Here is a 25,723-nt window from a genome sequence, read left to right on the forward strand (position 1 = left end):
AGGACACCCCAGGGCTGATAGCACGGCGCCGAACCCTGAGCGACGCTGCGGATGCGGAACCCGCCATGATTGTGCGACTTGTCAGCACAAACGACAGGTTCTTTTCACGCAGCCGCTTGCCAGAAGCAAAAGCAGCCCGCGAGCCGCTGCCACAGCTTCGTCCTCTCACATATGTCCGCCCTCAGGCTGAGCCGACCAGGGGCCCGGAACCGCCCCCCGGCCATTCGCAACCGGTCCCGCGCCCTCCCCGCGCGTGCCGCAACGGCGCCGCACCGGTCGCGCGATCTGTGCTTATCCCACCGGCGTCATGGTCCGCACTCGCCAGCGGATGAGGCTTCATATCACGTGTCCCGCTCATCCTGAGCTTGTCGAAGGATGCCCACCCCCAACCCCTCCCGCCTGCGGGAGGGGAGAACGAGCGTTGCGTCTTGCCCTCCCGCAGGCGGGAGGGCCGCGAGACTTGGAGAGCGTAGCGAACCTAGTCGCAGCGGGGTGGGCACCCGAGCGCCGCGCGAGAGTTATGTCACGCAAAGCCGCAAAGTTGTTGCGCCCAAGACTTGCACTCCCTCAAGGCCGCGTCCACTGCAAGCCCTTCACCCAGAAGGACCCAAGGCTTGGATATCGTCGGTTTCGCGCTTGCCGTACTGCTGATCGAACTGACGCCCGGCCCCAACATGGCCTGGCTGGCGGGCCTCGCCGCGACCGAGGGCAAGCGGAATGGCATGGCGGCCGTTGCGGGAGTTGCAGTGGGCTTGCTGGCCAACGGCGCGCTTGCTGCCCTCGGCCTTGCCGCCCTGCTCGAAAGCTTTCCCGCCTTGTGGAACGGCCTGCGCATCGCCGGCGCCCTGATGATGGTGTGGCTCGCGGTCGAGGCCTGGCGCGGTGCGGGCAACGAAACGCCTGCCGCCAACGGCACCACCGGCCGCGCCTTCGCGACCGGTGCGCTGATCAACCTGCTCAATCCCAAGGCCTATCTGTTCTTCGTGGTCGTCGCCCCGCAGTTCCTCGGCGGCGAGACGCTCAGCATCGGCAATGCCCTGCTGCTAAGCGTGATCAGCACCGCGATCGCCACGCTGATCCACTGCGCGATCGTGCTCGCCGGAGCCCGCGCGCAAGGCTGGCTGTCCGATCCCCGGCGGACACGGACGGTCCGCCGGATCTTCGCGCTGATCATCCTCGGCGTGGCAGCATCTTTCCTGCTCACGCCGGTCCGCTAAAGGCCTACTGCACGAACGGCGGGCAGGGAATCGTCTCGCCCACGCCCTCGATGCGGGCGTTGCGCAGGCTCACCGTGAAGCCCTTGTCCGCGCCGAGCCGCAGCGGCGAACCCACGGCATTCAGCTTCGCCCCGTGCTCCGCAAAGCAGGTCAGCGGGATGCGCAGGGTCGCTGGCTTGCCCGGCGCCCCGAGGCTCTGGCTGACATCCATCTTCACGCCCGCGAACGACACCGTGACCGGACCGCTGCCGCGCTGGTCAAGCCGCCAGTCCAGCCGAAGCGCGAAGCCGCCATTCAGGTGGCGCTGCATGTCGACCACCGGCCCGTCGAGCGCGATGTCGCCCTTCCCGGCCCAGGTGAACTGCCGCGCATCTTCCTGTGCCGCCACGTCGACCGCGCGCATCGTCACCACGCTGTCGAGACCCAGCCGCCACGGTTCGATCACCTTGCCGGCCCTGATAAACGTCGTCTCGCTCAGCAAGCTGCCCAGTTCGACACGCGGGTCTTCGTTGACCTTGCCGACGCTGGCGGGCTTCGCATAGCTCAACCCGTGGCCCACCCGCCACAGCGGGTCGATCATCGGCGAGCGCGCATCGCGCGGCCAGTCGAACGCCAGCGTCCCGGTGAAATCGCGGACCGGCTTGCCGTCCTTGCGCGCCACCAGCACATCGGCCACGCCCTGCCCCTGCGAACCCGGCTGCCACGCGGCGACGAAGGCATCGGCGACGTTCATCTCCGGTCCCACGAACATCGGGCGTCCGGACAGGAACACCGCCACCACCGGCACGCCTTGCGCCTTGAGCTGCTTCATCAGCTCCAGTTCGCCCTCGCGCGACTGGAAGGCGAGGTTGGGCACGTCGCCCTGAAACTCGGCATAGGGCTGCTCGCCGAATACTACGATGGCGACGTCAGGCTTGGTCGCGTCAGGACCCTTGGCGTTGATCTCGGTCGTGCCACCAGCCTCGGCCACGGCCTCCGAAATAGCCAGCCCGATGGTGCGGCCCTTGGGGAAGTCGGCCCCGGTGGTGTCCGTGCCCTGCCAGGTGATCGTCCATCCACCGGCCTGCATCGCCATGCTGTCAGCCCCCGGCCCGGTCACCAGCACCTTGGCCCCCGGCTTGATCGGCAGGACCGACCCCTCGTTCTTCAGCAGCACCAGCGACTTGGCCACGGCCTCGCGCGCCACGTCGAGATGCGCCTGTGCGCCGACTGCTGCCGGATCACCGCGCTCGACCAGCTTCGGCCCCATCAGGCCGAGCTTGTACTTCACGCGCAGGATGCGCCGCACCGCGTCGTCAAGGCGCGCCATCGAAATCTTGCCCTCGCGCACTTCGCGCAAGGTGTTGTCGTACAGGCCCTTCCAGCTGTCGGGTGCCATGTAGAGATCGAGCCCGGCGTTGATCGAAGCGGCGCAGTCGGTCGGAGTGCAGCCCTCCACCTGCCCGTGCCCGTTCCAGTCGCCGACGACCAGCCCTTCGAAGCCCATGCGCTTCTTGAGCACGTCGGTCAGGAGCGAGCGGTTGCCGTGGTTCTTGACCCCGTTCCAGCTCGAGAAGCTGGCCATGACCGTCAGCGCCCCGGCGTCGATCGCCACGGGATAGCCCTGCGCGTGCAGCCGGACGAGCTCGGCCTCGGACAGCTTCGCATCGCCCTGATCCTTGCCATTCTCGGTCCCGCCATCGGCAAGGAAGTGCTTGGCGCTGGCAGCGACCTTCTCGGACGGCAGCGGCTTTCCGGCGAGCAAAGGTCCCTGAAGACCCTCGACCATCGCCTTCGAATAGCTGGCGATCACAGCGGGGTCGCTGGAGTAACCCTCGTAGGCACGGCCCCAACGCAAGTCTTGGGGAGCAGCGAGGGTTGGCGCGAAAGTCCATTCGATGCCTGAGCCCGCCACTTCCGCCGCAGTCGCCGCGCCGATCCGCTTGATCAGCTCGGCATCATGGGCCGCGCCAAGGCCGACGTTGTGCGGGAAGATGGTTGCGCCCGGCAGGTTGGAATGGCCGTGAACTGCGTCGACACCGAACAGGATCGGCACCCCTGCCCCGGCCTTGCGCGAGGCAGCGCGGAATTCCTTGACCAGCTTGAACCACTTGGCCGCGTCAGCGCGCTCGTCGCCATAAGGACCGCTGTTGCCGCCGGCGAGGATCGAGCCGAGCGGGTAGCGGGCAAGGTCCTCGGGCTTTATCGAGCTGATGTCGCCCTGGATCACCTGCCCGACCTTCTGCTCGACCGTCAGCTTGCGCAGCAGCTTGCTGATCGCCTTCTCGGTCTTAGCATCGGTGATGGTCGACGGGCTGTGCGCCACCGGCCAGTTCGCCGGATTGGCAACAGGGCTTTCCTGCGCCGCGACCGGCGCGGCCAGAAGCAGGAATGATAGCGCCGCCATGCTTGCCTTGGCCTGGCGCAAGCTTCCCTTCGACATCGACTTCCCCAAATTCTGTGAACGTTCTCAATCGAGCGTTTCACACGTTTGCGAATGGAAATCAACCCTGCGCCGGAGAAGTGTCAGGCGGTTCGTCGCAAGCCGAGGAGAAGCACCGTGGCGCACAGCGCGAGCAGCGCCAGCACCACGAAGAGCGCGCCGAAGCCGAGCGTCGGCACAAGCGCCAAAGTCAATGCAGGCATGGCCAGCGACGGAATCGTATTGGTCAGGTTGAACAGGCCGAGATCGCGCCCGCGCCGCGCGCTGTCCGGCAGGACGCGCAGGGTATGCGCGCTGTGCAGGGCGAGGAACGCCGAAGTCGAAAGGCCGAACAGGATGTACCCGGCAATCGCCCCGTCGCGGCTCCCGGTCATGGCCATGACCAGCAGCCCGAGCGCTGCGCCAACCGACGCCAGCACCAGCGGCATGACCGGCTCGCCGGTACGGTCCGCCCTGCCCCCGGCGACCAGTGCAACCAGCGCGCCGATCAGCATCGCGGTCAGCAGAACGCGAGCAATCGCGCTGTCGGCCAGACCGGGATCGACAGTGCGCAACCACAGGTAGAAGAACGCGAAGAGCGAAGCTTCGGAAATCTGGACCAGCAGGCGCGCCAGCCACATCCGCGTGGCCATGCCCTTGAGCACCTTGCGCGCAACCTCGCTGCCATCGGCAGGTCTCGACGTGCCAGACACAACGGCGTCCTCGCCCAGCAGAACCAGCGGCAGGACACAGAGCGCGACGATTGCGCCGACAAAGGCAAAGCGCGTTTCGAGCGCAAGCCCCTCGCCCAACGTGGCCACGGCACCAGCCAGCGCGCCTGACGCGGGGGCGAAGGCGAGCAATCCTCCAAGCAGGCCCTTGCGCCTGTCGGGCACCTGATCTCCGGCCCAGGCCGAAAGCGGCCCGAGCATCATGTTCAGCCCGACCTGCCACAGCGCGATGACCACGGCGAGCGAAAGTAGCGTCCCGGTGCGCGGCGCCATCTGCAGCATCACGCTCGACAGCAGCAGCCCCGCCAGCACGAAGGGCCGTCGTTTGCCCGCCACGTCGCTCGCCCATCCGAAGACGATGTTACACAGGCTGGCGGCAATCGCGCCAAGGAAGGTGGTCGCCGCAAGCCAGCCCACGGCCTTGGCACCGGCCAGGTGGCCGACATGCATCGGCAGAAGCAGCGTCAGGAACGGGACATAGGCAATCGTCGATCCGGCCCAGGCGAGGGCATAGAGCGCGAGAAAGCGACGTTCGCGGCTCGGGGCGGCAGTCACGCCGCCGGGCCGGTGGAGCCGCGGATCTCGAAGCCCATCGGCAGGATCACCGGCCCCGGTGTCGCTTCGCCCTTCTGCGCCGCGATCAGGCTGCGAACGGCAGTTGCCGTCGTCTCGGCAATCGGCTGATCGACAGCGGTAAGTGCGGGACGGGTAAACCGCACCAATGGGGTATTGTCGAAGCTGACCAGCGAAAGGTCCGCCGGAATGGACAGGCCGAGTTCGTCGGCAATTTCCACCGTGGCCAGCGCCATCTGGTCATTGCTGGCAATGATCGCGCTCGGCCGATCGAGGCTTGTGAGCAGTGCGCGGGCCGCGCGCACGCCCGAGGCGTAAGTGAAATCGCCCGCTTCCAGCAAACCGTCGGTGGGCAGACCGGCTGCGTCCATCTCGGCCTTCCAGCCGTCGATGCGCTTGGCCGAGAGGCGATATTCGGACGGGCCGGAAATGAAGCCGATGCGCTTGTGGCCAAGTTCGATCAGGTGGCGCGTTGCCGTGCGGGCACCGCCTTCGTCGTCCATCGAGACCATGATGCCATCGGGCAGGCCCTCCTCGTGCACCTGCGCGCCGATCCGCGCGAAGGGCACATTGTGACGGGTCAGCGTTTCGAGGATCTGCGGGTTGTCCGAGTGCGGCGGCGTCAGGATCGCGCCGTCAGGCTGGAGCGCCGCAATCGCCGCGCCCAGTTCCCGCTCGACGTGATCATTGTGCGTGTCGACCAGTTCGAAGATCAGGCGATAGCCCTGTTCGGCGCACTCCAGCATTCCGCCGAGCAGCATCTGGTCGACCCAGTCGGTGCCTTGCCGCGCCCGCCAGTCGGCGATGGTGCGCTCGCGGTCGTTGAGGGCGAGGATCAGGTAGGAGCGCGATCCGCTCATCCGCTGCGCCGCGATCGACGGCACGTAGCCGAGCTTGTCGATCGAGGCCTGGACCTTCTCGCGCATTTCGGGCCGGACGTTGGCCTCGTTGTTGATGACGCGGCTGACCGTCTGCAGCGAGACGCCCGCATCGGCCGCCACGTGCTTGATCGTCACCGCCTGCCGCCTGCGCGCCATGGGCTGTCAGTTCCCCCCGCTCTTCGTTCCGGGCCCTGCGTTACCCGCTTCGCCCGGCTTTTGCCATACGCGCACCCAGTCAATTGCCATCGTTTTGGGGAAGCCCGAACCGTCGACGCCCTTGCCGTTGCGGCTCTCCGAGAGATGCCCGCCGATGGCGAGGTTGAGGATCAGGTGAAAGGGCTTGTCGAACGGCGCGCCCGGCTTGTCCGAGCCAAGCGTGTGCCACTCATGGGGCAAGCGGCGGGCATAGTCCTTGCCGTCGACACGCCAGACCATGCCGTCCTTGTCCCACTCGACCTCGTAGGTGTGGAAGGCGGTCGGATCGGAGAGCTGCGTTTCCTCGCTGATATAGCGGTTGCGCGGGGGCTGCCCGCCGAAGTGGATCGTGCCGAGCACATGGTTCTCCCGCCCGGCCTCGCAGGTCTCACACGGCTCACCGAGGTTGACCGCCTCCATGATGTCGATCTCGCCCGAGCGCGCCCAGCCGCCATAGGCCCAGTCCTCGGGCAGCATCCAGATCGCAGGCCATGTGCCCTGCCCTTGCGGAAGACGCGCGCGGACCTGGATCTTGCCGTAGAGCCACGAGGCCTTGCCCTGCGTTGAAAGGCGCGCCGAGGTGAACGGCTTCCTCCGGGTCGCCTCGGCCTTTTCCATGCTGTCGCGCTGGTCGCGCGGGAATGCCGGGCCGGTGAAGTCCTCGCGCTGCGCGACGATCTCCAGAACGCCATCCTTGACGCGATGGTTGGCCGCGCGTGCGGTGTAGCACTGGCGCTCCTCGTTGCCGCCGCCCCAGCAGTCCTCGGCAAGGACCCAGTGGGTGCGATCGAGCGAGGTGCCGTCAAACTCGTCGGCCCAGACGAGTTGCCAATCGGGTTGGACCGCCGCCGCGGCCAGAAGCAGAAAGCTCATGCCGCTGCCGGAACCTCCGCACCGCAATAGCGGGCCACGTAATCGCCGTGCGAGGGCAGCGCGGCGACGGTGCGGCTGACCTGCTCGCGCAGGGAGCCGAGCAGATGCTTCAGTTCCTCGTCGCGCAGCTTGGCGGCGACCGGGTGGTGGCTTTGCGGACTGATCCCCTGTCCCATCATCACCTGCACCCAGGAATTCTCGGCGAAGAGTTCCTCGTTCTTGCGGAAGACGCGGCCGGTTTCGCGGAACAGTTCGATCTTGTGTTCGAGGCTGGCGGGGATCTCCATGCTGGCGCAGTGCCGCCAGAACGGCGTGTCGCGGCGGTCGGTCGCCTTGTAGTGCAGGATCAGGAAGTCGCGGATCTGTTCCATGTCGGTGAACTGCTGTTCGTTGAACTCGTCGATGTCGCGACTGCTGATTTCGCCCGCCGGCAGCATCCGCACGATGCGCAGGATGGCGCGCTGGATCAGGTGGATCGAGGTGGACTCGAGCGGCTCCATGAAGCCGCCCGAAAGCCCCACCGCCACGCAATTGCGGTGCCACTGCTTGCGCCGCGCGCCGGTGCGGAAGCGGATGTGGTTGGGCTTGACCAGCTTCTCGCCCTCCACGGTCGAGAGCAGCTTTTCGAGCGCCGCCTCGTGGCTCAGGTAGTCGCTGCAATAGACCACGCCGTTGCCCTGGCGGTGCTGCAGCGGGATGCGCCACTGCCAGCCCGCCTCGTGCGCGATGGCGCGGGTATAGGGTACCGGCGCGCGCACGCTGGAGGTCTGGATGGCGATGGCGCTGTCGCAAGGGAGCCAGTGTGTCCAGTCGTCGTACCCTGCGCGCAAGGCGCCCTCGATCAGCAGCGCGCGAAAGCCGGTGCAGTCGATGAACAGATCGCCTTCGATGCGGCGGTCGCCTTCCAGCACCAGCGCGGCGATGTTGCCGCTCTCGCCATCAAGTTCGACGCGGGCGATCTTGCCCTCGATCCGCGTGGTGCCATCGGCTTCGGCCATGGTGCGCAGGAACTTCGCGTAGAGGCCGGAATCAAGCTGGTAGGCGTAGTTCATCCGGTCATCCGGAAGGTGCGCGAACTTGCCAGCTTCAGCCGCCTTCAGCTCAAGGCAGTATTCGCCGTAGGGCTCGGCATGTCCGCGCTCCAGACCGTTGAGCCAGAAGTGCTGGAAGCCCGCCGACCAGTGGTCCTTGCCGGTGCCGCCGAACGAGTGGAAGTAGTTCTCCCCCTGCACCCGCCAGTTCTCGAAATTGATGCCCAGCTTGAACGTCGCCTGCGTGGCGCGCATGAACTCGGCCTCGTTGATGCCGAGCAGGCGGTTGTAGGTGACGAGCGGCGGGATCGTGCTTTCACCGACGCCGATCGTGCCGATCTGCTCGCTCTCGACCAGCGTGACCTGCGCAACGGCCCCGAGCGTGCGGGCGAGCGCGGCGGCGGTCATCCATCCGGCGGTGCCGCCTCCGGCAATGACGATGCGGCGGGGCAGATGCGAAGCGGTCATTGGCTGAGGCTCCTCAGGATGAACTGGTGAATGCGGGCAGCGCCCTGCGCGTCGATGGGGCCGAGCGCGCCCTGCCCTTCTGCGGAAATGTGCGCGCGGGCCTCATCGCCGCCCGAGAACACGTAGTAGTCGAACAGATCGCGCCACACCGCGCGGTCCGCCTCCGGCAGGTCCCGAATGGCAAGCAGGGCGTGCGTCAGCGCGGTCTGGGGCTGGCCCATGTAGCGCGGGGTATCGCGCCACCAGTAATTGAGCAGGATGTTGAAAGGCCCGGTCGCCTCGACATGGTGCCACCACATCGAAGGCACGAACAGCGCGTCGCCCGGTTCGAGATCGGCCACCTGCCCGTGGGCCAGAGCCTCCGCAAAACGCGGGTGCGCATCGAAATCGGGCGCGGCGAAATCGACCATGCTGACCGCGCGCCCGGCCGGGGTGTTGTCGATCGGGCCGAGGTAGAGGTTGCGGAACTGGTCGGGCGGGAACAGCGTGAAGCGGCGGCGTCCCGCCACGCAGCACGCGAGGTTGTCGGGAAAATCGTTGTGCGCGGCGATGCGGGTGGGCGATCCGATCCACAGGCTTGTGATCGGATCGCGGCTTCCGAGATCGACGCGGTTTTCGGCATCGACGCCGTGGAAGTGCGTCGGCACGTCGATCGAGCCGAGGTAGATCACCGGGTGATCGGCGCGGCCTTCGTTGGCGTCAAAGCCTGCAAAGATGTCGTCCAGCTTGCCGCGCGCGGTGCGGAAGTTCATCTGCATGGCCGCGTCATAGAACAGGCGGCCGCCGCTGCCGGGATCGGCGAGGGAAACGGTGAACGGCACGGGGCGGGCGCGCTCCACCAGATAGGCACGGGCGGCGCGGGCCGATTGGAGGCCCGCCTGAACCAGCGGCCAATCGCGCACCAGGCCGCGCAGCACGAATGGTTCGCGCGCGCCCCGCAGCATGGCGTCGAGATCGCCGGGTGCTTCGAGCGTCCGTTCGGCAACGGCAGGAAGCGTCAGGGCAGCGGCCTCAGCCACCTCGGACCTTTGCGTTCTTGCGCGCGACCAGATCGCCGAAGTGCGAGAGCGAGGCGATGATCATGTAGATCCGCGCGAGGTGGCCGCCGGTCATAAGGTCCTGCAGCGCAGGGCCATCGAGGGCGGAGAGCTTCTCCTCGTTGATGGTGTGATAGCCGACGAGCGAGTTCTTGGCGCCATCGTCGAGAGTCACTTCGAGGGTGAAGGATTCAGCCAGGTCATAGCGATCGAGCGCGGCGAAGAAGTCGGCGGATTCGCGATGGGCGTGGTCGAGATCGCCGAGCTTGGCGGCGATGTCCTCGAGATAAGGCGTGGGCTGGCCGCCGGCATCGAACACCCGCACGCCCTCGCCCGTCTTGCTGATACGCGGGTGGTCGAGATCGACGTGGACCTGGCCGACGCCATCGGGCGTGGCGGCGCGGCCGATCAGGAACGGGCGGATCGCCATCGACAGCGGGCGATAGGCAGCGTCCCAGGCGCCATCGCGCAGGAACAGGTTCTCGCCGGTCTCGAAACCCAGCAGCGCCAGCGCTTCCAGCTTGCCGGTCGAAAGGTCGCGGCGCAGTACGATGGGGTAGTGAGCCTGGATCGAGCGAAACTCGGCAGGCACGGTGGCGCAGGCCATCACGTTGTCGCCCAGTTCCGCGCTGGCCGCGGTGTCGATGCGCAACTCGCCATGGTCGGCGGGATTGAGGACTGCGTGGTTGCTCATTTCATTGCCGCTCCGTGCATGGCGATCGGGTCTGCCGCCGCGACAGGGCGCAGGGCATCGAGGTAGGTCCGGTTGGAGGGCAGCGCCGCCGCAAGCGCACGCGAGCGCTGCCGCACTTCGGCAAGGCGCTGCGACGCTGCTGCATCAGGCGCTCCGGCGGGCACGGGGAAGCCCATGCCGTAGAGCACGTATTGCTGGCTGGCGGCGCAGAACAGCTCGTCCATGCGGGGGAAGTCCCACACCGAAGGGGGCTGATCGCGCCAGAGTTCGAGCGCCTCGACAAGCCGCGCGGGGATCGTCGCAGGGTCGCGCTGGGCCAGCCAGTAGGGCTCTGTCCGGCGACTGAGGACGTAGTGCAGCTTGAGGAATTCGACGATGCGGTCCCAGCGGTAGCGGAACAGTTCGTTAAAGCGCTCGGCGAGCAGGCCCATCGTGGCCGCACGACGCGGGAAGCTCTCGGCGAGCGCCTTGATCGACAGTTCGATGGTGACGATGGCCGAGGCCTCGAGCGGTTCGATGAAGCCGGCCGAGAGGCCGACGGCGAGGCAGTTGCCATGCCAGAAGCGCTCGCGGTGGCCAGTCGAGAAGGTCAGCTTGCGGGGGCGCAAGGCGGAAAGGTCCGTCCCCGGCAGCTTCGCCGCAACATAGGACCGCAGCACCTCTTCGGCCCGCGCATCGTCCATGAAGCGCGAGGAGAACACGCAGCCGATGCCGCGCCGCGTCGGCAAAGCAATGTCCCAGATCCAGCCCGCTTCGTGCGCGGTGCCGATGGTCTGCGAGGCAATGGCACTGCCAGCCTCCACCGGCACTTGCAGGGCAAGCGCGCTGTCGTTGAACGATACGTCCGAGCGGTCGACCCACGGCACGCTACAGTGCCCGCCGATCAGGATGGCGGCGAGGCCGGAGCAGTCGATGAAGAAATCTCCAGCGAGCTCGCGCCCGTCGTGCAGGCGCAGGCTGGAGATGTTGCCGGTGTCGTCATTGGCAACCGAAGTGACTTGCGCCGAAACATGCGTCACGCCGAGCCGCGCGGTAGCATGGCGCTTTAAGAGGGTAGCAAACTTGCCCGCGTCGAGATGATAGCCGTAGTTCAGCGCCCCGGCGTAGTCCGGCATCGCCCGCTGCCGTGGCGCAAGGCTTTCGTCACAGGCAAGAGCCTGAGGCGTCATCGCTGCGGCAAAGGGCGCACCCGGCGCATCCGCCTGCCACGCCGCGAGCATCGCCGCCATGTCGCCAGGCGGAGGCGGGGTGAAGGGATGGTAGTAGCTGTCAGCCTCGCCGCCATCGCCCCAGCCATCGAAGCGAGAACCCTGCTTGAACGAGGCGTCGCACTCGGACAGGAACTCCGCCTCGGGAATGCCGATGGTGGCGAGCGTCTCGCGCATCGTCGGCCAGGTGCCCTCGCCCACGCCGATGGTCGGAATATTGGGCGCTTCGACCAGCGTGATCGCAAGTTCGGGCCGCCGCGCCGCCAGCAGGCAGGCCGAAAGCCACCCTGCGGTGCCGCCTCCGACGATGACAACCTGCTCCACCGACCCGATCATCTCTCACCCGTTTCGGCCACCGGTTGATCCGGCGAGCCTGTCAGTTCCTCGAAACCCCTGCGGCCCGCACTGCGTGAACAGTACGGGCCGCCGGTTTTTCCTTACCCGAAGGTCAAGTCCTCAGGCTCAGAAGGTAAACCGCGCACCGGCAGCATAGCGCGCATAACCCGGTGCCGCAAAGAACACGGTCTGGTTGTTGCGCTGGTAGCCCTTGCGGTCGGCGTTGGTGATGTTGATGCCTTCGACGAAGACCGTCACGCCCTTGCGGATTTCATAGGACGCGCTGGCATCGAACTGGCCATAGGCCTTCACGTAGTACGGATCGAAGCCGTAGCCCGAGAGGAACCCGGCGCGCCAGTTGTAGGCAACGCGCGCCTGCAGACCGTTCTTGTCGTAGAACAGCACGGCGTTGGCGCTGTCGCTGACCCCGTTCACCGCGAACTGCGGGATGGTGTAGCGCAGGGTGTTGTCGAACTTCGTGTCGCTCTTCACCACGGTGTAGTTCAGGATCGCGCCGAAGCCGGTGTCCCAGAAGCTGTGCTGGACCGCGAACTCCCAGCCCCACAGCTTGGCCTTCTGGTCGCTGTTGGTCGGCTGCGTGGTGATGAAGTTGACAAGCGGATCGGACGCCTGGCCGACGACGCCGGTCACCACCCCGTTGGCGTCACGAATGACGGTCGAGGGGAAGTTGGCACCGATGTAGTCGAGCAACTGCTGCGCCGTGGCGTTCGGGCCGAGCGCCGCGCGCGCCGCTGCCGCGTTGGCACCCGCTGCAGCATTCGTCAGGCCGAACGCGGGCTGGTTGACCTGCGTCTGGCTGATGAAGTTCTTCACGACCTTGTGGAAGAAGCCCACCGAGACGTAGCTGGTCGGCGCGTAGTACCATTCAGCCGAAAGATCGACGTTGTTCGACTTGTACGGCAACAGGCCGGGGTTGCCGCTCGATGCCGTGCTGCCACCGATGCGGATCGGCGAGGCAAGCGTAGTGCCGCCCTGCAGCGAGGTATAGTCGGGACGCGTGATGGTCTGGCTGTAGCTGGCGCGAAGGCGGACGTTGCGGACCGGCTCCATGTCGAAATCGATCGCCGGCAGCCAGTTCTCGTACTCGCCCTTGAGCGAGGCGGCAGCGACCTGCTGCGGGTTGCCATAGTCGATCGCGGTTTCGTTGCCGCCGGTCCAGATAGTGCGGACCGGGATCGGAACCTGCGCGGTGGAGTCGACCTTGGTCTTCTCGTAGCGAAGGCCGAAGCGCAGGTGCGCGGTGCCGGCTCCCAGATCGAAAGAGTGCGTCGTCTGGAGGTACGGCGCCCAAGTGCGTTCGCGGACGGTGCGGTCGGTCGTGTACTTGGCGATGCAAGTGCCTGCCGCAACCGAGGTGCTGCAGATGCCGAGCTTGCTGTCGAGCAGCTGGATCAGCCTGTCGGTATCGATCTCGAAGTAGTTCGGGATGATCGAGGCATCGTTCGATCCAGACATGCCCGAGAGGTCCTTGGGCAGGTTGCGGATCTGGTAGATGTCGTCAGGCGTCTCGGCCGCAGAAAGCGTACCACCCCAGGTGTCGTTCTGGATGACACCGAAAGCCGAGCGCACCTTGTTCTCGGTATAGGTCACGCCGAAGTCGAGGCTGTCGATGAACGAGGCGTCGAAATCGTAGCCGCCCCGGAAGGTGACTTCGTTGATCTCGTCACGCATGTAGGCGGTGCGGAAGGCGTTGCCGGCCGGACGGATGTTGGCGGCATTGATCTCGGCACCGGGATACATCTCGACGCTGATGACCGGCATGTCCTGGGTATAGTCGACCTTCTGCGACTTCACACCGAAGATGGCGCTGCCCACGGCAATGCCCGAGCCATAAGGCTTGGTCGGCTTGCTCTCGGCAGTCGAGTGGTGGCCGTCGAGTTCGAGGCGCAGGCCGCCGGGGCCATCCCACTTGAGGTTGCCGCCGATCGACTGGTTGCGCGAACGGTTGGCCGCGACCGCGCCGGTAATGGCGAGGTCCTTCCCGGGGCCGAAGTTCTCGGCGTAGAAGTTCGGGCCTGCCGCCGGGCCATCGGTCCAGCTGCTCGAGGTATCACCGTGGTTGAACCACACGCCGATCGAGTTGGTGCGCGCGTCGATGGTGTTCTGCGAGAAGGTGTAGTCGACAGTCGCGGTCAGCGTGTCGGTCGGCTTGACCTGCACCACGGCCTGGCCGTTGATGCGCTTGCGACGGAACGTGGTGAAATCGTAGCCCGCGTTCTGCGTGACCTGATAGATGTCGTTCGGGCCGGGGCGGTTCTGGATGTTGGCGGCGCCCGGAGTGCCCGGCTGCGCCAGCGAACCCCAGTTGTTTTCCGAACCGAGATAACCTTCGCGCCACCCGGCGTTGAACTGGGCCTGGCTGGCCTTGCGGTCCTGGTAGGAACCGGTCAGCAGCACGCCGATGCGATTGTCTGCGAAGGTATCGCTGATGATGCCCGAAACTTCCGGGGTGATGCTCGTGCCTTCGAACAGCGAGGTGTCATAGACACCCTTGGCACCGATGCTGCCGTGGAAGCCGGGGCGCTCGAGCGGCTTGGCGGTCTTGATGTTGATGACCGAACCGATGCCGCCGGTGGCGAGCGAGGCGCGGCCCGACTTGTAGACTTCGACGCCGGCAATGCCTTCGGAGGCCAGGTTGGCGAAATCGAAAGAGCGCGAGGCCGGAGCGCCGCTGCTGCCGCCGAGGCTGGAGGCTGGCATCTGGCGACCGTTGAGCAGCACAAGGTTGAAGTCCGGACCGAAGCCGCGGACCGTCACGGTCGAGCCTTCACCGCTGTTGCGGTCGATCGAAACACCGGTGATGCGCTGCAGCGATTCGGCGAGGTTGGTATCGGGGAACTTGCCGATGTCTTCGGCCGAGATCGCATCGACCACGCCCTGCGCGGTGCGCTTGATGTCCATCGCCTTCGACAGCGAGGCGCGGATGCCGGTGACGACGATGGCCTCACCCTCATCGGCGGGAGCAGCGGCGTCCTGCGGCGCTTCCTGCGCATGGACGGACTGCCCGGCGAGTGCGAGTGCGAGGGCACCCATGCTGGCTGCGCGAACGGCAGCGGAACGTGTCATGGAAACCTTCATGATCCTCCCCTTTTGAAACCTCGGCACTGCCACGCGAATTGCTCGCCATCAGCGCTCTTGTGAACGTTCACCTAAATGAGAACGTTCACGCGGTCAAGCGACTTCGGTGCATCGGCGCCTCAGCCCTAGTTCTTTTGGGCAATCCGGGCAGGGACTTGCGCGAAAGCCGGGAAATCCGTTTGGTCGCGCGCCGCTCTTGGCATAGCCTTGCGATCAAGCGGCGGCCCGATTGTGCTTTCATCCCGTCAGCCGCGTCAGGGATAGGCCTTCCATGCGCGACCACGACCTTCGAAGCAGGGCTGTCGGCGAAATGCACCTGCGGCGCTGGCCGTTGCTGCAGGTCCCCTGCCACATCGTGCAATGGGTGCTGGGCGTCGAAGATGGCGAACGGGCCGACGAACTCGCCGCCATCGAAGCGCTTACGGCCAGTCACGACAGCGTCGGCAACCCGACGCATCGCGAGGGCCGCATCAACGACCATGTGACCTTCACCTGGGAGCGGCAGAGCGAGGGCAGCAGCCTCACGATCTTCTGCGCGCCGTGTGACGAGGCCGGTTTTCTCGATCCGGGCACCGATCCGCTCCTGTCTGCGGCGATCGCCTGGGCGCAGACCTTGCCGGGCCAGATCATCCGCAGCACGCGGGTGTGGCTGGGCGAGAACGACGCGGACGTGGAGCAGGTGCTCGATCACCATGCCCTCAATCGCGACGAACTGGTTTCAAGCACGCTGGGCGGCGGCATCCGCATCTGGTCGGACTTCCGCCTGAAGGACGACGGTTTCGGACGGCTGCTCGTGGCGGCGAACGGGATCGACCGGCGCGACCTGACGCGCCAGCTGCAGCGGATGCAGGAACTGGGCAATTACCGCAACAAGGCCCTGCTGGGACTGCCGGTGGCGCGCGAATGCTGGCCCAAGCTCGATGCCGCCGAAGGACGGCTGCGCGATCTTTCGAACCGCATTGCCGACAGCGACGCGCGCGATGACAGCCTGCTCGAGGAACTGTCCGGTCTCGCACTCGATCTGGCTTCGGTCTCGACGGCGATCTCGTTCCGCATGGACGCCACCCGCGCCTATGGCCAGATCGTCGAGGAGCGGCTCGAGCAACTGGGCGTGCAGCCAGTCGAGGGCTTCGCCTCGCTGGTGGATTTCACCCAGCGGCGTTTCCGCCCGGCCATGAACACCTGCATCGCCACGAGCGAGCGGATCGAGCGCATTGCCCATCGCACCGAGCAGCTCGCCTCGCTGCTGCGGGCCCGGATCGACACCCGGATCGAGAACCAGAATGCCGAACTGCTGCGGTCGATGGAGCAGTCGATCTCGATGCAGGCGCGGTTGCAGCAGCTGGTCGAGGGCCTGTCGGCGGTGGCGCTGAGCTACTATGTGCTGGGCCTCGTCAAGTACGCGCTCTACGCCGTCCCGGACGCTGCGCTGGGGGTTTCCGACGAGTTCGTCGTCGGCGTTCTGGTGCTGCCGATGGTACTTGGCGTGTGGTGGACGATGCACACGTTGAAGGACCGGTTGATCAAGACGTCATCGCAGCAATAATTCGCTTGTCCTGACGGCCATAAGTGTCCACAGTTCTGGACAGATGGCGCGCTTCCCCTTCTCTGCGATCGTCGGTCAGGACGAGATGAAGCTCGCGCTCCTGATCGCAGCGGTCGATCCCTCCATCGGCGGGGTGATGGTCTTCGGCGACCGCGGGACGGGCAAGTCCACCGCCGCCCGCGCCCTCGCCAGCCTGCTGCCACCGATCATGGTGATGGACGGCTGCCGCTACGGCTGCTCGCCCGAAGCGCCGCACACCTGCCCCGGCCCTTGCGACTCGACCAAGGCGAGCAAGCGCCCGGTCCCCTTCGTCGATCTGCCGCTCGGCGCGACCGAGGACCGCGTGCTCGGCTCCCTCGATCTCGAACGCGCGCTGCGCACCGGGGAAAAGACATTCGAACCCGGGCTGCTGGCGCGGGCGCATCGCGGATTCCTGTACATCGACGAGATCAACCTGCTCGAGGATCACCTCGTCGACCTGCTGCTCGACGTGTCCGCCTCGGGCGAGAACGTGGTGGAGCGCGAGGGGCTGTCGGTGCGCCACAAGGCGAAGTTCGTGCTGATCGGCAGCGGCAACCCGGAAGAAGGCGAACTCCGTCCGCAACTGCTCGACCGCTTCGGCCTTTCGGTCGAAGTGCGCACCCCGCGCGAGATCGAGAACCGCGTCGAGATCATGCGCCGCTGCGCCGCCCACGATGCCGACAGCGAAGCCTTCGCCGCGCAGTGGGCCGAGGAGGACGAGAAGGTCCTGCAGCAGATCGCGCGGGGACAGAAGAAGCTGGCCAAGATCGAAGTGCCAGACAGCGTGCTCGTCGATGCCGCCGGCATCTGCAGCGCGGTCGGTGTCGATGGTTTGCGCGGAGAACTTACCCTGATGCGGGCCGCGCGCGCCTATGCTGCGCTCAAGGGCGCAAAGGTGGTCAAGCGCGACCATCTTCTCCACGTCGCACCCATGGCCTTGCGTCACCGCCTGCGCCGCGACGTGCTCGACGAAAGCGGATCGACCGCCCGCATAGACCGCGCGATCGCCGAACACTTCGGATGACGAATGCGATGGCAGATGCGCTCCTCGCGGCGCGCCTGCTCGCCGCAGACCGCAAGCTTGGCGGCATGGTGCTGCGCGGCGGCGGGCCTGCGCGCGATGTGGTGCTGCAGGCATTGCGCGGATTGCTGCCGCCGGACACACCCTTCCGCCGCCTGCCGGGCCATATCGACGAGGACCGCCTCACCGGGGGCACTGACATCGCCGCAAGTCTCGCCAGCGGACAGCTGGTGCTCCAGCGCGGCTTGCTCGCCGAGGTGGCGGGCGGCGTTCTGGTCGTGCCGATGGCGGAGCGGCTGCGCACCGACATTGCCGGGCGGATCGCGCAAAGCCTCGACAATGGTGGCGGCTTCCTGCTGGTCCTGCTGGACGACGGCGAAGGCCCGGACGAGCGGCCCCCGCTGGCGCTGATGGAGCGGGTCGCGTTCGATCTGCCCTTGCGCGACCTGCGTGCAGCTGATCTCGATTGCGAAATGCCTGCACCGTGCGATGCGAACGGCGCGCCTTCGCTTGAAAGCGAGGCGTTGTCGGCACTTGCTGCAACGGCTGCGGCGCTCGGCATTGCCTCGATCCGCCCGCTCCTTCAGGCTGCGGCAGCGGCCAGAGCAAACGCGCTGCTGGCCGGAAACGAAACAGTGGGTCGCACCGATCTCGAAGCTGCCACGCGTCTGGTCCTCGCACCGCGCGCGACACAGCTTCCGCCCGAACCGCAGCCGGAACCGCCACCGCCCGAGCCCGAACGCGAAGAGGCCGAGCAGCCTGACAACGAGGATGATGACGACGACAATGCGCCCGACATACCCGAAGACCTGCTGATCGAAGCGGCCCGCGCCGCGATCCCGCCCGACGTGCTCGAAATGATCGCGTCCGGTCGCGCCCAACGGTCCGCGCGCGGGGGCGGTGCCGGGCGACGCACCGGTTCGGCACTGCGCGGCAAGCCGCTCGGCGCACGCCCCGGCATGCCGGGCGGTGGCGCGCGCATGGCGCTGGTCGATACCTTGCGCGCGGCAATTCCGTGGCAGCCGTTGCGCAGGCGTGATCCGGCGCCGGAGGGGGCAGGCCCTATCCGCTTCCGCCGCGACGACTTGCGCGTGCGCCGTTTCGAGGAGCGCGCCACCACCGTCACCATCTTCGCGGTCGATGCATCGGGCTCCGCCGCTCTCGCCCGCCTGTCCGAAGCGAAGGGCGCCGTCGAACTGATCCTCGCGCAGGCCTATGTAAAACGCGCGGAAGTTGCGCTGATCGCCTTTCGCGGCACCGAGGCTGATCTTCTCCTTCCGCCCACCCGCTCGCTCACCCGCGCAAAGCGCGCGCTTGCCGAACTGCCCGGCGGCGGCGGTACTCCGCTCGCCCGCGGCATTGCCCTCACCCGCCAGCTGGCCGATGCCGTGATGAGCCGCGGGCGCACTCCGTTCCTCGTGTTCCTCACCGACGGCAGCGCGAACATTGCTGCAGATGGAACGTCGGGCCGAGTTCAGGCTAACGCCGATGCGCTGGCCGCGGCCAAGGGAATCGCCAGCGTCAATCTCGATGCCGTGGTGATCGACATCTCCCCGCGTCCGCGCCCCGAAGCGGCCCACATCGCCGAAGCCATGCGCGCGCGCTACCTGCCGCTGCCCTTTGCCGACGCCAAGGCGCTCAAGGCGGCCGTCACGCTGGCGGCCGAACCGCAGAAGAAGCGCGCATGAGCGGCCCGCGCTGGGAAGTCGAAGGCCGCAACTGGCCGAACCGCGAGGCGAGCCGTTTCGTGGAGACTCCGGGCCTCAGATGGCATGTGCAGACTGCAGGGAGCGGCCCTGCCCTGCTGCTGCTCCATGGCACCGGCGCGGCCACGCATAGCTGGCGTGATGTGCTCCCGTTGCTCGCGCGCGACTTTACCGTGATCGCCCCGGATCTTCCCGGACATGGCTTCACCAAAGGGCGCCCTCGCCAAGGTCTGACCCTGCCCGGCATGGCGAGCGCGGTCATCGCTCTTCTCGAGACGCTTGAGCAGAAGCCTGTCCTCATTGTCGGCCACTCGGCGGGCGCGGCCATAGCCATCGAGACCGTCCATCTTCAAGGCGGAGGCACGCCGCTGATCGGCTTCAATCCGGCCCTGATGCCCTTCCCCGGCCTTGCCGCCAAGCTGTTTCCGTCGCTGGCCAGGATGATGTTCGTGAACCCGTTCGTGCCGCGCATGCTGGCAGGGATCGCCCGCATCCCCGGCGAGACCGCCCGTTTCCTGCGCCGCGCCACCGGCTCGACGATCGACGATCGGGGAATCGCCGCCTACGAAGCGCTGATGGGCAATCGCCACCATTGCGCCGGTGCGATGGAGATGATGGCAAGCTGGGACCTCGAGGCTCTGAGCCGCCGGTTGCCGGAACTGGGAAGCCCGATGCTGCTGGTTCACTCTGACAGCGACGCGGCTATCCCGCTGTCGTCGGTGGAACAGGCGGCGCGCCTCATCCCCGATTGCCATGTGGACGTGCTGCGAGGCCTCGGCCACCTTGCCCACGAAGAACGTCCCGAAACAGCCGCCGACCTGATCCGCACTTTTGCGCACAGCAAGCAGGGAGAGCATGCATGAACGCCATAGGCGAAAACTTCGGCTGGATAGAAATCGTGGTCTTCGCAGCCGTCGCGCTCGGTTTCGGGCTGTGGCAACTGCGCTCGATCAACGCCGAAATCGCGCGCGACAAGGCGAAGAAGCAGGCCGAAAATCCTGACGATTAACCGAGTGGTATCCGGTACGGCAGCATGAACTGCACGATCGGCGAGGAAAAGCGGTCGAGATCCAGGCTTTCCTGCACCGCCACCACCGGCTCGCCAAACAGGCGTGAGGACAGCGTCGAGCGCGCGTAGAACGGCGCATCCTCCCAGGTTCGGATCACGCTGGCATGGCCCCTGTCGGCGCGGGTCTTGCGCTCCATCTGCCACAGCGTGTTGGGTAGCGGTGCGACGGGCGGCAGCGCCTCCTCCTCGTGCGGCACGCCGTCAGCGCCAAAGCGCAGAGCGCTGGCAAAACCCTGCCCATCGCGGCGGATGCCTTCGTAGCAGACCACCGAACTGCTTGCCCCGTGCGCACGCGACCAGTGCCAGATGCGGAAACCTTCCTCCAGCGATTCCGCACCGAAGTTCGAATCGAGATAGGCGCTGCCTTTCCACCTGAGGTCCGGCTTTTCCATCAGCACTTCGATCCGCGCGCGCGGAGCAATGCAATGCCAGCGGTGGTGCCCATCCGGGTCGAGCGAGAAGGCACGGTCGTTCACCGCTTCCGGACAGACCCGGATCTTCCCGGCGACACGCCGCTGCCACGGCACGCCGACGCGCTTGTCCATTTCCTCGATATCGATCTCGAGCGCGTCACCCGTCCAGCGCATCGAACTCGGCCCGATCTGCAGATTGTCGGCATCGCGCCTCACGCTGCCGCGTCCGCGCTCGGTCATCGTCCAGCGCGCGCCTGGGCCGTAGAGCGCCACGTTGAGCGCGCAATGCTGCAGCGGATCGCCGCGCCCGCTCCGCTTGTAGTAGGGCGAGAACACGCTGCCGATGAAGGCGATGATCGTCAGGCCGTGGCGTCCACACTCGCTGATCGCATCGACATACCACCAGCCGTAGCCACCGGACGGGATTTCCGCATCGAAGCAAGGTCTTGCAGCACGGCCTGCGTCGCCAGTTGTCCGGACAAGGCGGCCATCGGGACCCCGGCCCCCGGATGGGTGCTTCCACCCGCGCAGAAGAGCCCAGGGATCCGGGTCCGCGTGCCCTGCCGGAGGAAGGACGCCGCCCAGCCGTGCGAGGCCCGACCATAGATCGCTCCCCCGGTCGAGGGCAAAAAGCTCTCGAAGGCGTTCGGTGTCAGCAGCGTGTGGGGAAACGCTTCCTCCAGCTCCAGCCCACAACGTTGCAGGCTGCGCCTCATGGCCTGAGTGCACCGGGCCTTCTCCTCTTCGGTATAAGTGTGGCTGTCGCCGTTGGCGGGAGCATTGACGATGATCTGCAACCGCTCGCGCTGGCCGGACGGCACGTCAGCCCCGCCCTCGCGATCGAGCGCGCAGACATAGACGCTGGGATCGCATGGCGGCGCGCCACCGCGGATGTCGCTGAATTCGCGCGCATAGTCGGGCGAGAAGAACACGTTGTGGCGCTGCAGCGGGAAACCGGCCGTCGCCGTGTGCGCCAGCCAGACCATCGCCGAGAGCGACCGCTTGCGCACCCCGTGCGAGGGCACCGCCATGGCTCCCAGAGGGCCAAAGCGCCCGGCGGCCAAGGCTTCCGGATCGGCATTGGAAATGACAGCATCAGCGGAAATCCGCTCGCCGTTGCTGAGGATAAGGCCCGCGGTGCGCCCTTGCGCCGTCTCGATCAACGCCGCCCCGGTGCCGAAACGGAACTTGGCGCCGTGCATCTGGGCCAGGCGCATCAGCGCCCCCGCCAAGGCACTCATCCCGCCGTCGATCAGCCAGACGCCCTGCGCTTCGACATGCGCGATCAGCATCAGCGTGGCCGGAGTCTCGAACGGGGATGAGCCGCAATAGGTGGAATAGCGCGCGAAAAGCTGGCGCAGGCGCTGGTCGGCAAAGTGCTCGCCCAACACCTTCCACATCGATTCATAGGGCCTGATCGCCAGCAGATCGCCCATGCGCCACAGGCCGATCCGCCACATCAGGGGCAGTGGCCAGCTCACTTTGCTGCCGCGCATCATCGGGCCATCGATGATCGAGTGGATGCGCGCGGCCTCCTTGCAGAAAGCACGATAGCCCGCCGCAGCGGCAGAGCCGGCAAACGCGCCGATGGCCGCCTCGCTCCGTTCCGGATCGGCATGGAGATCGAGGTGACCTTCAGGGCCCCAGGCATGACGGGCGATCACCTCTGCCCGGCGAATGTCGACGAAGTCGGCAAGGTCTGCGCCGCAGGCAGCGAAGATGTCCTCGAACACATCGCGCAGCGTGAAAACAGTGGGTCCGGCATCGATCGAGGCGCCGTCGACAATCAGTTGCCGCGCCTTTCCTCCGGGATGGGACGCCTTTTCCACCACCGTCACGTCAAGCCCGCGCGCCGCAAGAAGCGCAGCTGCTGTCAGCCCGCCGATGCCTGCGCCGATGATCGCGACACGCGATGCCAAGGCCTGCTCTCCTGTGAAGGCTGTAGCCCTTCAGCGAATACAATTGACCTTTACAGCACAAATGTCCAATCTTTTGGACATATGTTGGACGTCATGCCCCTTGAAGCAGCACAGCCCGCAAGTGCGCCGCCGCTATGGCGAATGCGCTGGACGCAGTGGCGCAACAGCGTCCTGAGCAGCCCCGTGTTTCAGCAGTGGGCTGCGCGTCTGCCAATCTTCGCGAGCGTTTCCAGACGGCGGGCCAGCAGCGCCTTCGATCTTGTCGCTGGTTTTTCCTACTCGCAGGTGCTTTTTGCCGCCGTCCAGGTCGGCCTGCTTGACCTGCTCGACGTCGGGCCCTGCGATGCCGGAGAGATTGCCCGATCGACCGGGCTGAGCCGCGATGCCGCGACTCGCCTCCTGCGCGCTGCAGCCGCACTCCGGCTCGCCGAAGAAGTCGCTCCGGACTGCTGGATGCTCGGCCAGCAAGGCGCGGCGCTACGTTCCAATCCCGGCGCACTGGCCATGGTGCGCCACCACGCGCTGCTCTACGAGGATCTTGCCGACCCGCTCAAACTTCTGCGCCAGGATCGGTCTCTGCCGACCGCACTGTCGAGCTTCTGGCACTATACGACTGAAACAGATCGGAAAACGGCCGACCGATATTCGACCCTGATGGCGGCATCGCAGGAGATGGTCGCCCGACAGGCCCTGTCCGCCTATCGCTTCGACCGACACCGCAAGCTACTGGATGTCGGCGGTGGCCATGGCGCCTTCGTCAATGCCGTTGCCCCTGCCTGCCCTTCGCTGGAGCTCGGGATATTCGATTTGCCGCCCGTCCTCGCGGGCATCACTGGCGTACCGGACCGAGTCGCGCTGCATCCGGGCGATTTCTTCGCAGATCGCCTTCCCACCGGGTACGATTGCATCACACTCGTGCGAATTCTCCACGATCATGATGACGATCGCTGCATGCAGATCCTGCGCGCGATCCGCGAGGCCCTTCCGCCGGGCGGACGCCTTGTGATCGCCGAACCCATGGCCGGAACCCCGGGAGCGGAAGCCATGGGGGATGCCTATTTCGGCTTGTATCTCTGGGCGATGAATTCGGGCCGCCCCCGCACACCCGCAGAGTACGGCGACATGCTGCAGGCCGCCGGATTTGGCCGCTGGCAACGCAAGCGCACGCCGATGCCGGTCATCGCCACCCTGATTGTTAGTTCATGTTGACAGTTTTGACCGTCCAATCTGTTTGACACTCTTTGGCGTTAGCGTATGGTGAACAGCGCCTGACAGTACCCATCCGGATACTGCGGCACGGCCGGAATGGCCGGGAGAGGGGAAGACCGGCATGGAGTCGCTGGCGGTCATACTGGAAGCACCGAGGCGCATCGCGCTTCGCAGGCTTGCGCTGACGTCAGGACAGGCTGCCGACGTCGGCTCAGCCATGCTTGCCCCCTCCGATGTCCTGATCGAAGTGCAGTGGAGCGGCGTAAGTGCCGGAACCGAAAAGCTTCTCTGGTCAGGCGAAATGCCCAACTTCCCCGGCATGGGCTACCCGCTGGTGCCCGGATACGAAAGCCTGGGCCGCATTGTCGACGCCGGGAGCGAGGCGCAAGGCCGCATCGGTGACTGGGTCTTCGTGCCGGGCGCCACCTGCTACCGCGACGCTCGCGGCCTGTTCGGCGGCACGGCACGGCAGGTAATCGTGCCCTCGGCCCGCGCCCTTCCGGTCTCCGAGTCGCTGGGCCGTGACGGGGTGCTGTTTGCCCTCGCCGCCACCGCGCTCCATGCCATGAACGGCGGCGATCCGCCCGATCTGATCATCGGCCACGGCACGCTGGGTCGTCTTCTCGCCCGCATGACCATCGCGGCAGGAGCCCCTGCGCCGACCGTGTGGGAGCACAAGCCCGCCCGTCGCACCGGGGCGCAAGGCTACAACGTCATCGCCCCCAAGGACGACGACCGGCACGACTACGCCAACATCTACGACGCCAGTGGCGACGCCGATTGCCTCGACCTTCTGGTCCCCCGCCTGCGCAAGAAGGGCGAGATCGTGCTGGCCGGCTTCTACGCCAACCGTCCGAGCTTTGCCTTTGCCCCAGCCTTCCGCGCCGAGGCCCGCTTCCGCGTCGCCGCCGAATGGGGGCCTGACGATCTCGCGTCCACCCGCGCCATGATCGACAGCGGCGCGCTCGATCTTTCCGGCCTGGTCTCGCACCAGCGCCCGGCAGAGGAAGCCCCGGAAGCCTACCCCGAAGCCTTCCTCGACGCCGACTGCCTCAAGATGGTCCTCGACTGGAGCAATTGCGCATGACGATGCTGGATACACATGCCGCCGCTCTGCGCGATGAAGCGTCGATCGAGCCTGACGCCCCGCACACCGGCGAAGTGAAGAAGGAAACGCAGATCATCGCGATCTACGGCAAGGGCGGCTCGGGCAAGAGCTTCGCCCTGTCCAACCTCAGCTACATGCTCGCCCAGCAGGGCAAGCGCGTGCTGCTGATCGGCTGCGATCCCAAGTCCGATACCACCAGCCTGCTGTTCGCCGGCAAGGCCTGCCCCACGATCATCGAGACGTCCTCGGCCAAGAAGCTGGCGGGCGAGGACGTGCGCATCGAGGATGTCTGCTTCCAGCGCGACGGCGTCTTCGCGATGGAACTCGGCGGCCCCGAAGTCGGCCGTGGTTGCGGCGGGCGCGGCATCATCCACGGCTTCGAACTGCTCGAGAAGCTCGGCTTCCATGACTGGGGCTTCGACTACGTCCTGCTCGACTTCCTCGGCGACGTCGTCTGCGGCGGCTTCGGCCTGCCGATCGCGCGCGACATGTGCCAGAAGGTCATCGTCGTCGGCTCGAACGACCTGCAGTCGCTCTACGTGGCGAACAACGTCTGCAAGGCGGTGGAATACTTCCGCAAGATGGGCGGCAATGTCGGCGTGGCCGGCATGATCGTCAACAAGGACGACGGCACCGGCGAGGCCCAGGCCTTTGCCAAGGCGGTCGACATCCCGGTCCTCTGCGCCATTCCGGCGGACGAGGACATCCGGCGCAAGTCGGCCAATTACCAGATTATCGGCAAGCCCGGCGGGCAATGGGGCAGTCTCTTCGCGGAGCTCGCATCCAATGTCGCGTCGGCGCCGCCGCGGCAGCCCACGCCCCTCGACCAGGATGGACTGCTTGGCCTCTTCTCCCCCGAAGACACCGGAGGCAACGTCGAGTTGGTCCCGGCGACACAGGCTGACATGCGCGGCGGGTCATTCGAGAAGAAGCCCTCGCTCGAGGTGGTGTACGATGAGGTCTAGGG

Annotated in this window: 20 protein-coding genes; 9 read left to right on the forward strand and 11 right to left on the reverse strand. The window is 66.5% G+C overall.

Going from position 1 to position 25,723, the window contains the following annotated elements; genetic code table 11:
- The first annotated feature begins 614 nt into the window (after window positions 1-614).
- A complete protein-coding gene (locus tag I2488_RS17810) occupies window positions 615-1,217 on the forward strand; it encodes a LysE family translocator (protein WP_246465752.1) in 603 nt (200 codons plus the stop codon).
- Window positions 1,218-1,221: 4 nt separating this feature from the next.
- Here the strand turns inward: I2488_RS17810 and I2488_RS17815 are convergent, their stop codons facing one another.
- The 9 genes from I2488_RS17815 to I2488_RS17855 form a co-directional block, all read right to left on the reverse strand.
- A complete protein-coding gene (locus I2488_RS17815) occupies window positions 1,222-3,603 on the reverse strand; it encodes a glycoside hydrolase family 3 protein (RefSeq protein WP_246465753.1) in 2,382 nt (793 codons plus the stop codon).
- A gap of 119 nt (window positions 3,604-3,722) precedes the next feature.
- Entirely contained in the window at window positions 3,723-4,904 is a 1,182-nt protein-coding gene (locus I2488_RS17820; protein WP_196277138.1) for an MFS transporter, read from the reverse strand.
- Entirely contained in the window at window positions 4,901-5,959 is a 1,059-nt protein-coding gene (locus tag I2488_RS17825) for a LacI family DNA-binding transcriptional regulator (protein ID WP_196277139.1), read from the reverse strand. The genes I2488_RS17820 and I2488_RS17825 overlap by 4 nt, the downstream gene beginning before the upstream one ends.
- A gap of 6 nt (window positions 5,960-5,965) precedes the next feature.
- On the reverse strand, window positions 5,966-6,871 hold the full coding sequence (locus I2488_RS17830; protein WP_196277140.1) for a glycoside hydrolase family 16 protein: 906 nt from the start codon (window positions 6,869-6,871) through the stop codon (window positions 5,966-5,968).
- Window positions 6,868-8,370, reverse strand: coding sequence for a tryptophan halogenase family protein (locus I2488_RS17835; RefSeq protein WP_196277141.1), 1,503 nt, complete (start codon window positions 8,368-8,370; stop codon window positions 6,868-6,870). The genes I2488_RS17830 and I2488_RS17835 overlap by 4 nt, the downstream gene beginning before the upstream one ends.
- On the reverse strand, window positions 8,367-9,389 hold the full coding sequence (locus I2488_RS17840; protein WP_343071110.1) for a cupin-like domain-containing protein: 1,023 nt from the start codon (window positions 9,387-9,389) through the stop codon (window positions 8,367-8,369). The genes I2488_RS17835 and I2488_RS17840 overlap by 4 nt, the downstream gene beginning before the upstream one ends.
- Entirely contained in the window at window positions 9,382-10,101 is a 720-nt protein-coding gene (locus tag I2488_RS17845) for a SapC family protein (RefSeq protein ID WP_196277142.1), read from the reverse strand. Before I2488_RS17845 ends, I2488_RS17840 begins: the two co-directional genes overlap by 8 nt.
- The gene (locus tag I2488_RS17850; protein WP_196277143.1) at window positions 10,098-11,645 is read right to left on the reverse strand and encodes a tryptophan halogenase family protein; all 1,548 of its coding nucleotides are present in this window, start codon (window positions 11,643-11,645) and stop codon (window positions 10,098-10,100) included. The genes I2488_RS17845 and I2488_RS17850 overlap by 4 nt, the downstream gene beginning before the upstream one ends.
- 126 nt (window positions 11,646-11,771) lie before the next feature.
- Window positions 11,772-14,699, reverse strand: coding sequence for a TonB-dependent receptor (locus I2488_RS17855; RefSeq protein ID WP_246465754.1), 2,928 nt, complete (start codon window positions 14,697-14,699; stop codon window positions 11,772-11,774).
- Window positions 14,700-15,015: 316 nt separating this feature from the next.
- On the opposite strand from I2488_RS17855, the gene I2488_RS17860 reads away from it, so the two are divergent.
- Genes I2488_RS17860 through I2488_RS17880 form a run of 5 tightly spaced genes read left to right on the forward strand, consistent with a single transcriptional unit; the run spans window position 15,016 to window position 20,047 of the window.
- Window positions 15,016-16,290: a DUF3422 domain-containing protein gene (locus I2488_RS17860; protein ID WP_196277145.1), complete on the forward strand. Its 1,275-nt coding sequence runs from the start codon at window positions 15,016-15,018 to the stop codon at window positions 16,288-16,290.
- A gap of 43 nt (window positions 16,291-16,333) precedes the next feature.
- A complete protein-coding gene (gene bchI / locus I2488_RS17865; RefSeq protein ID WP_196277146.1) occupies window positions 16,334-17,335 on the forward strand; it encodes a magnesium chelatase ATPase subunit I in 1,002 nt (333 codons plus the stop codon).
- 8 nt (window positions 17,336-17,343) lie between these two features.
- A complete protein-coding gene (locus I2488_RS17870) occupies window positions 17,344-19,020 on the forward strand; it encodes a magnesium chelatase subunit D (protein WP_246465755.1) in 1,677 nt (558 codons plus the stop codon).
- Window positions 19,017-19,901 carry an alpha/beta fold hydrolase BchO gene (gene bchO, locus I2488_RS17875; protein WP_196277148.1) on the forward strand — a complete coding sequence of 295 codons (885 nt, stop codon included), beginning with the start codon at window positions 19,017-19,019 and terminating at the stop codon, window positions 19,899-19,901. The genes I2488_RS17870 and bchO overlap by 4 nt, the downstream gene beginning before the upstream one ends.
- Window positions 19,898-20,047 carry a hypothetical protein gene (locus tag I2488_RS17880; protein ID WP_196277149.1) on the forward strand — a complete coding sequence of 50 codons (150 nt, stop codon included), beginning with the start codon at window positions 19,898-19,900 and terminating at the stop codon, window positions 20,045-20,047. The genes bchO and I2488_RS17880 overlap by 4 nt, the downstream gene beginning before the upstream one ends.
- Here I2488_RS17880 and I2488_RS17885 read toward each other — a convergent pair.
- Together I2488_RS17885 and crtD are read right to left on the reverse strand one after the other, a co-directional pair.
- Window positions 20,044-20,856 (reverse strand): hydroxyneurosporene dehydrogenase, encoded by an 813-nt coding sequence (locus I2488_RS17885; protein WP_343071111.1) that lies wholly within the window; start codon window positions 20,854-20,856, stop codon window positions 20,044-20,046. The genes I2488_RS17880 and I2488_RS17885 overlap by 4 nt on opposite strands.
- Window positions 20,857-20,879: 23 nt before the next feature.
- Window positions 20,880-22,439 (reverse strand): 1-hydroxycarotenoid 3,4-desaturase CrtD, encoded by a 1,560-nt coding sequence (gene crtD / locus I2488_RS17890; protein ID WP_196277150.1) that lies wholly within the window; start codon window positions 22,437-22,439, stop codon window positions 20,880-20,882.
- A 141-nt stretch (window positions 22,440-22,580) separates the two neighbouring features.
- On the opposite strand from crtD, the gene I2488_RS17895 reads away from it, so the two are divergent.
- The 3 genes from I2488_RS17895 (at window position 22,581) to I2488_RS17905 (ending at window position 25,721) form a co-directional block, all read left to right on the forward strand.
- Window positions 22,581-23,648, forward strand: a complete 1,068-nt coding sequence (locus I2488_RS17895; RefSeq protein WP_196277151.1) for a methyltransferase — start codon at window positions 22,581-22,583, stop codon at window positions 23,646-23,648.
- 121 nt (window positions 23,649-23,769) lie between these two features.
- On the forward strand, window positions 23,770-24,735 hold the full coding sequence (gene bchC / locus I2488_RS17900) for a chlorophyll synthesis pathway protein BchC (protein ID WP_196277152.1): 966 nt from the start codon (window positions 23,770-23,772) through the stop codon (window positions 24,733-24,735).
- On the forward strand, window positions 24,732-25,721 hold the full coding sequence (locus tag I2488_RS17905; protein WP_168902670.1) for a chlorophyllide a reductase iron protein subunit X: 990 nt from the start codon (window positions 24,732-24,734) through the stop codon (window positions 25,719-25,721). The genes bchC and I2488_RS17905 overlap by 4 nt, the downstream gene beginning before the upstream one ends.
- The last annotated feature ends 2 nt before the right edge of the window (window positions 25,722-25,723 follow it).

Source organism: Novosphingobium jiangmenense, assembly GCF_015694345.1.
Lineage (GTDB): Bacteria > Pseudomonadota > Alphaproteobacteria > Sphingomonadales > Sphingomonadaceae > Novosphingobium > Novosphingobium jiangmenense.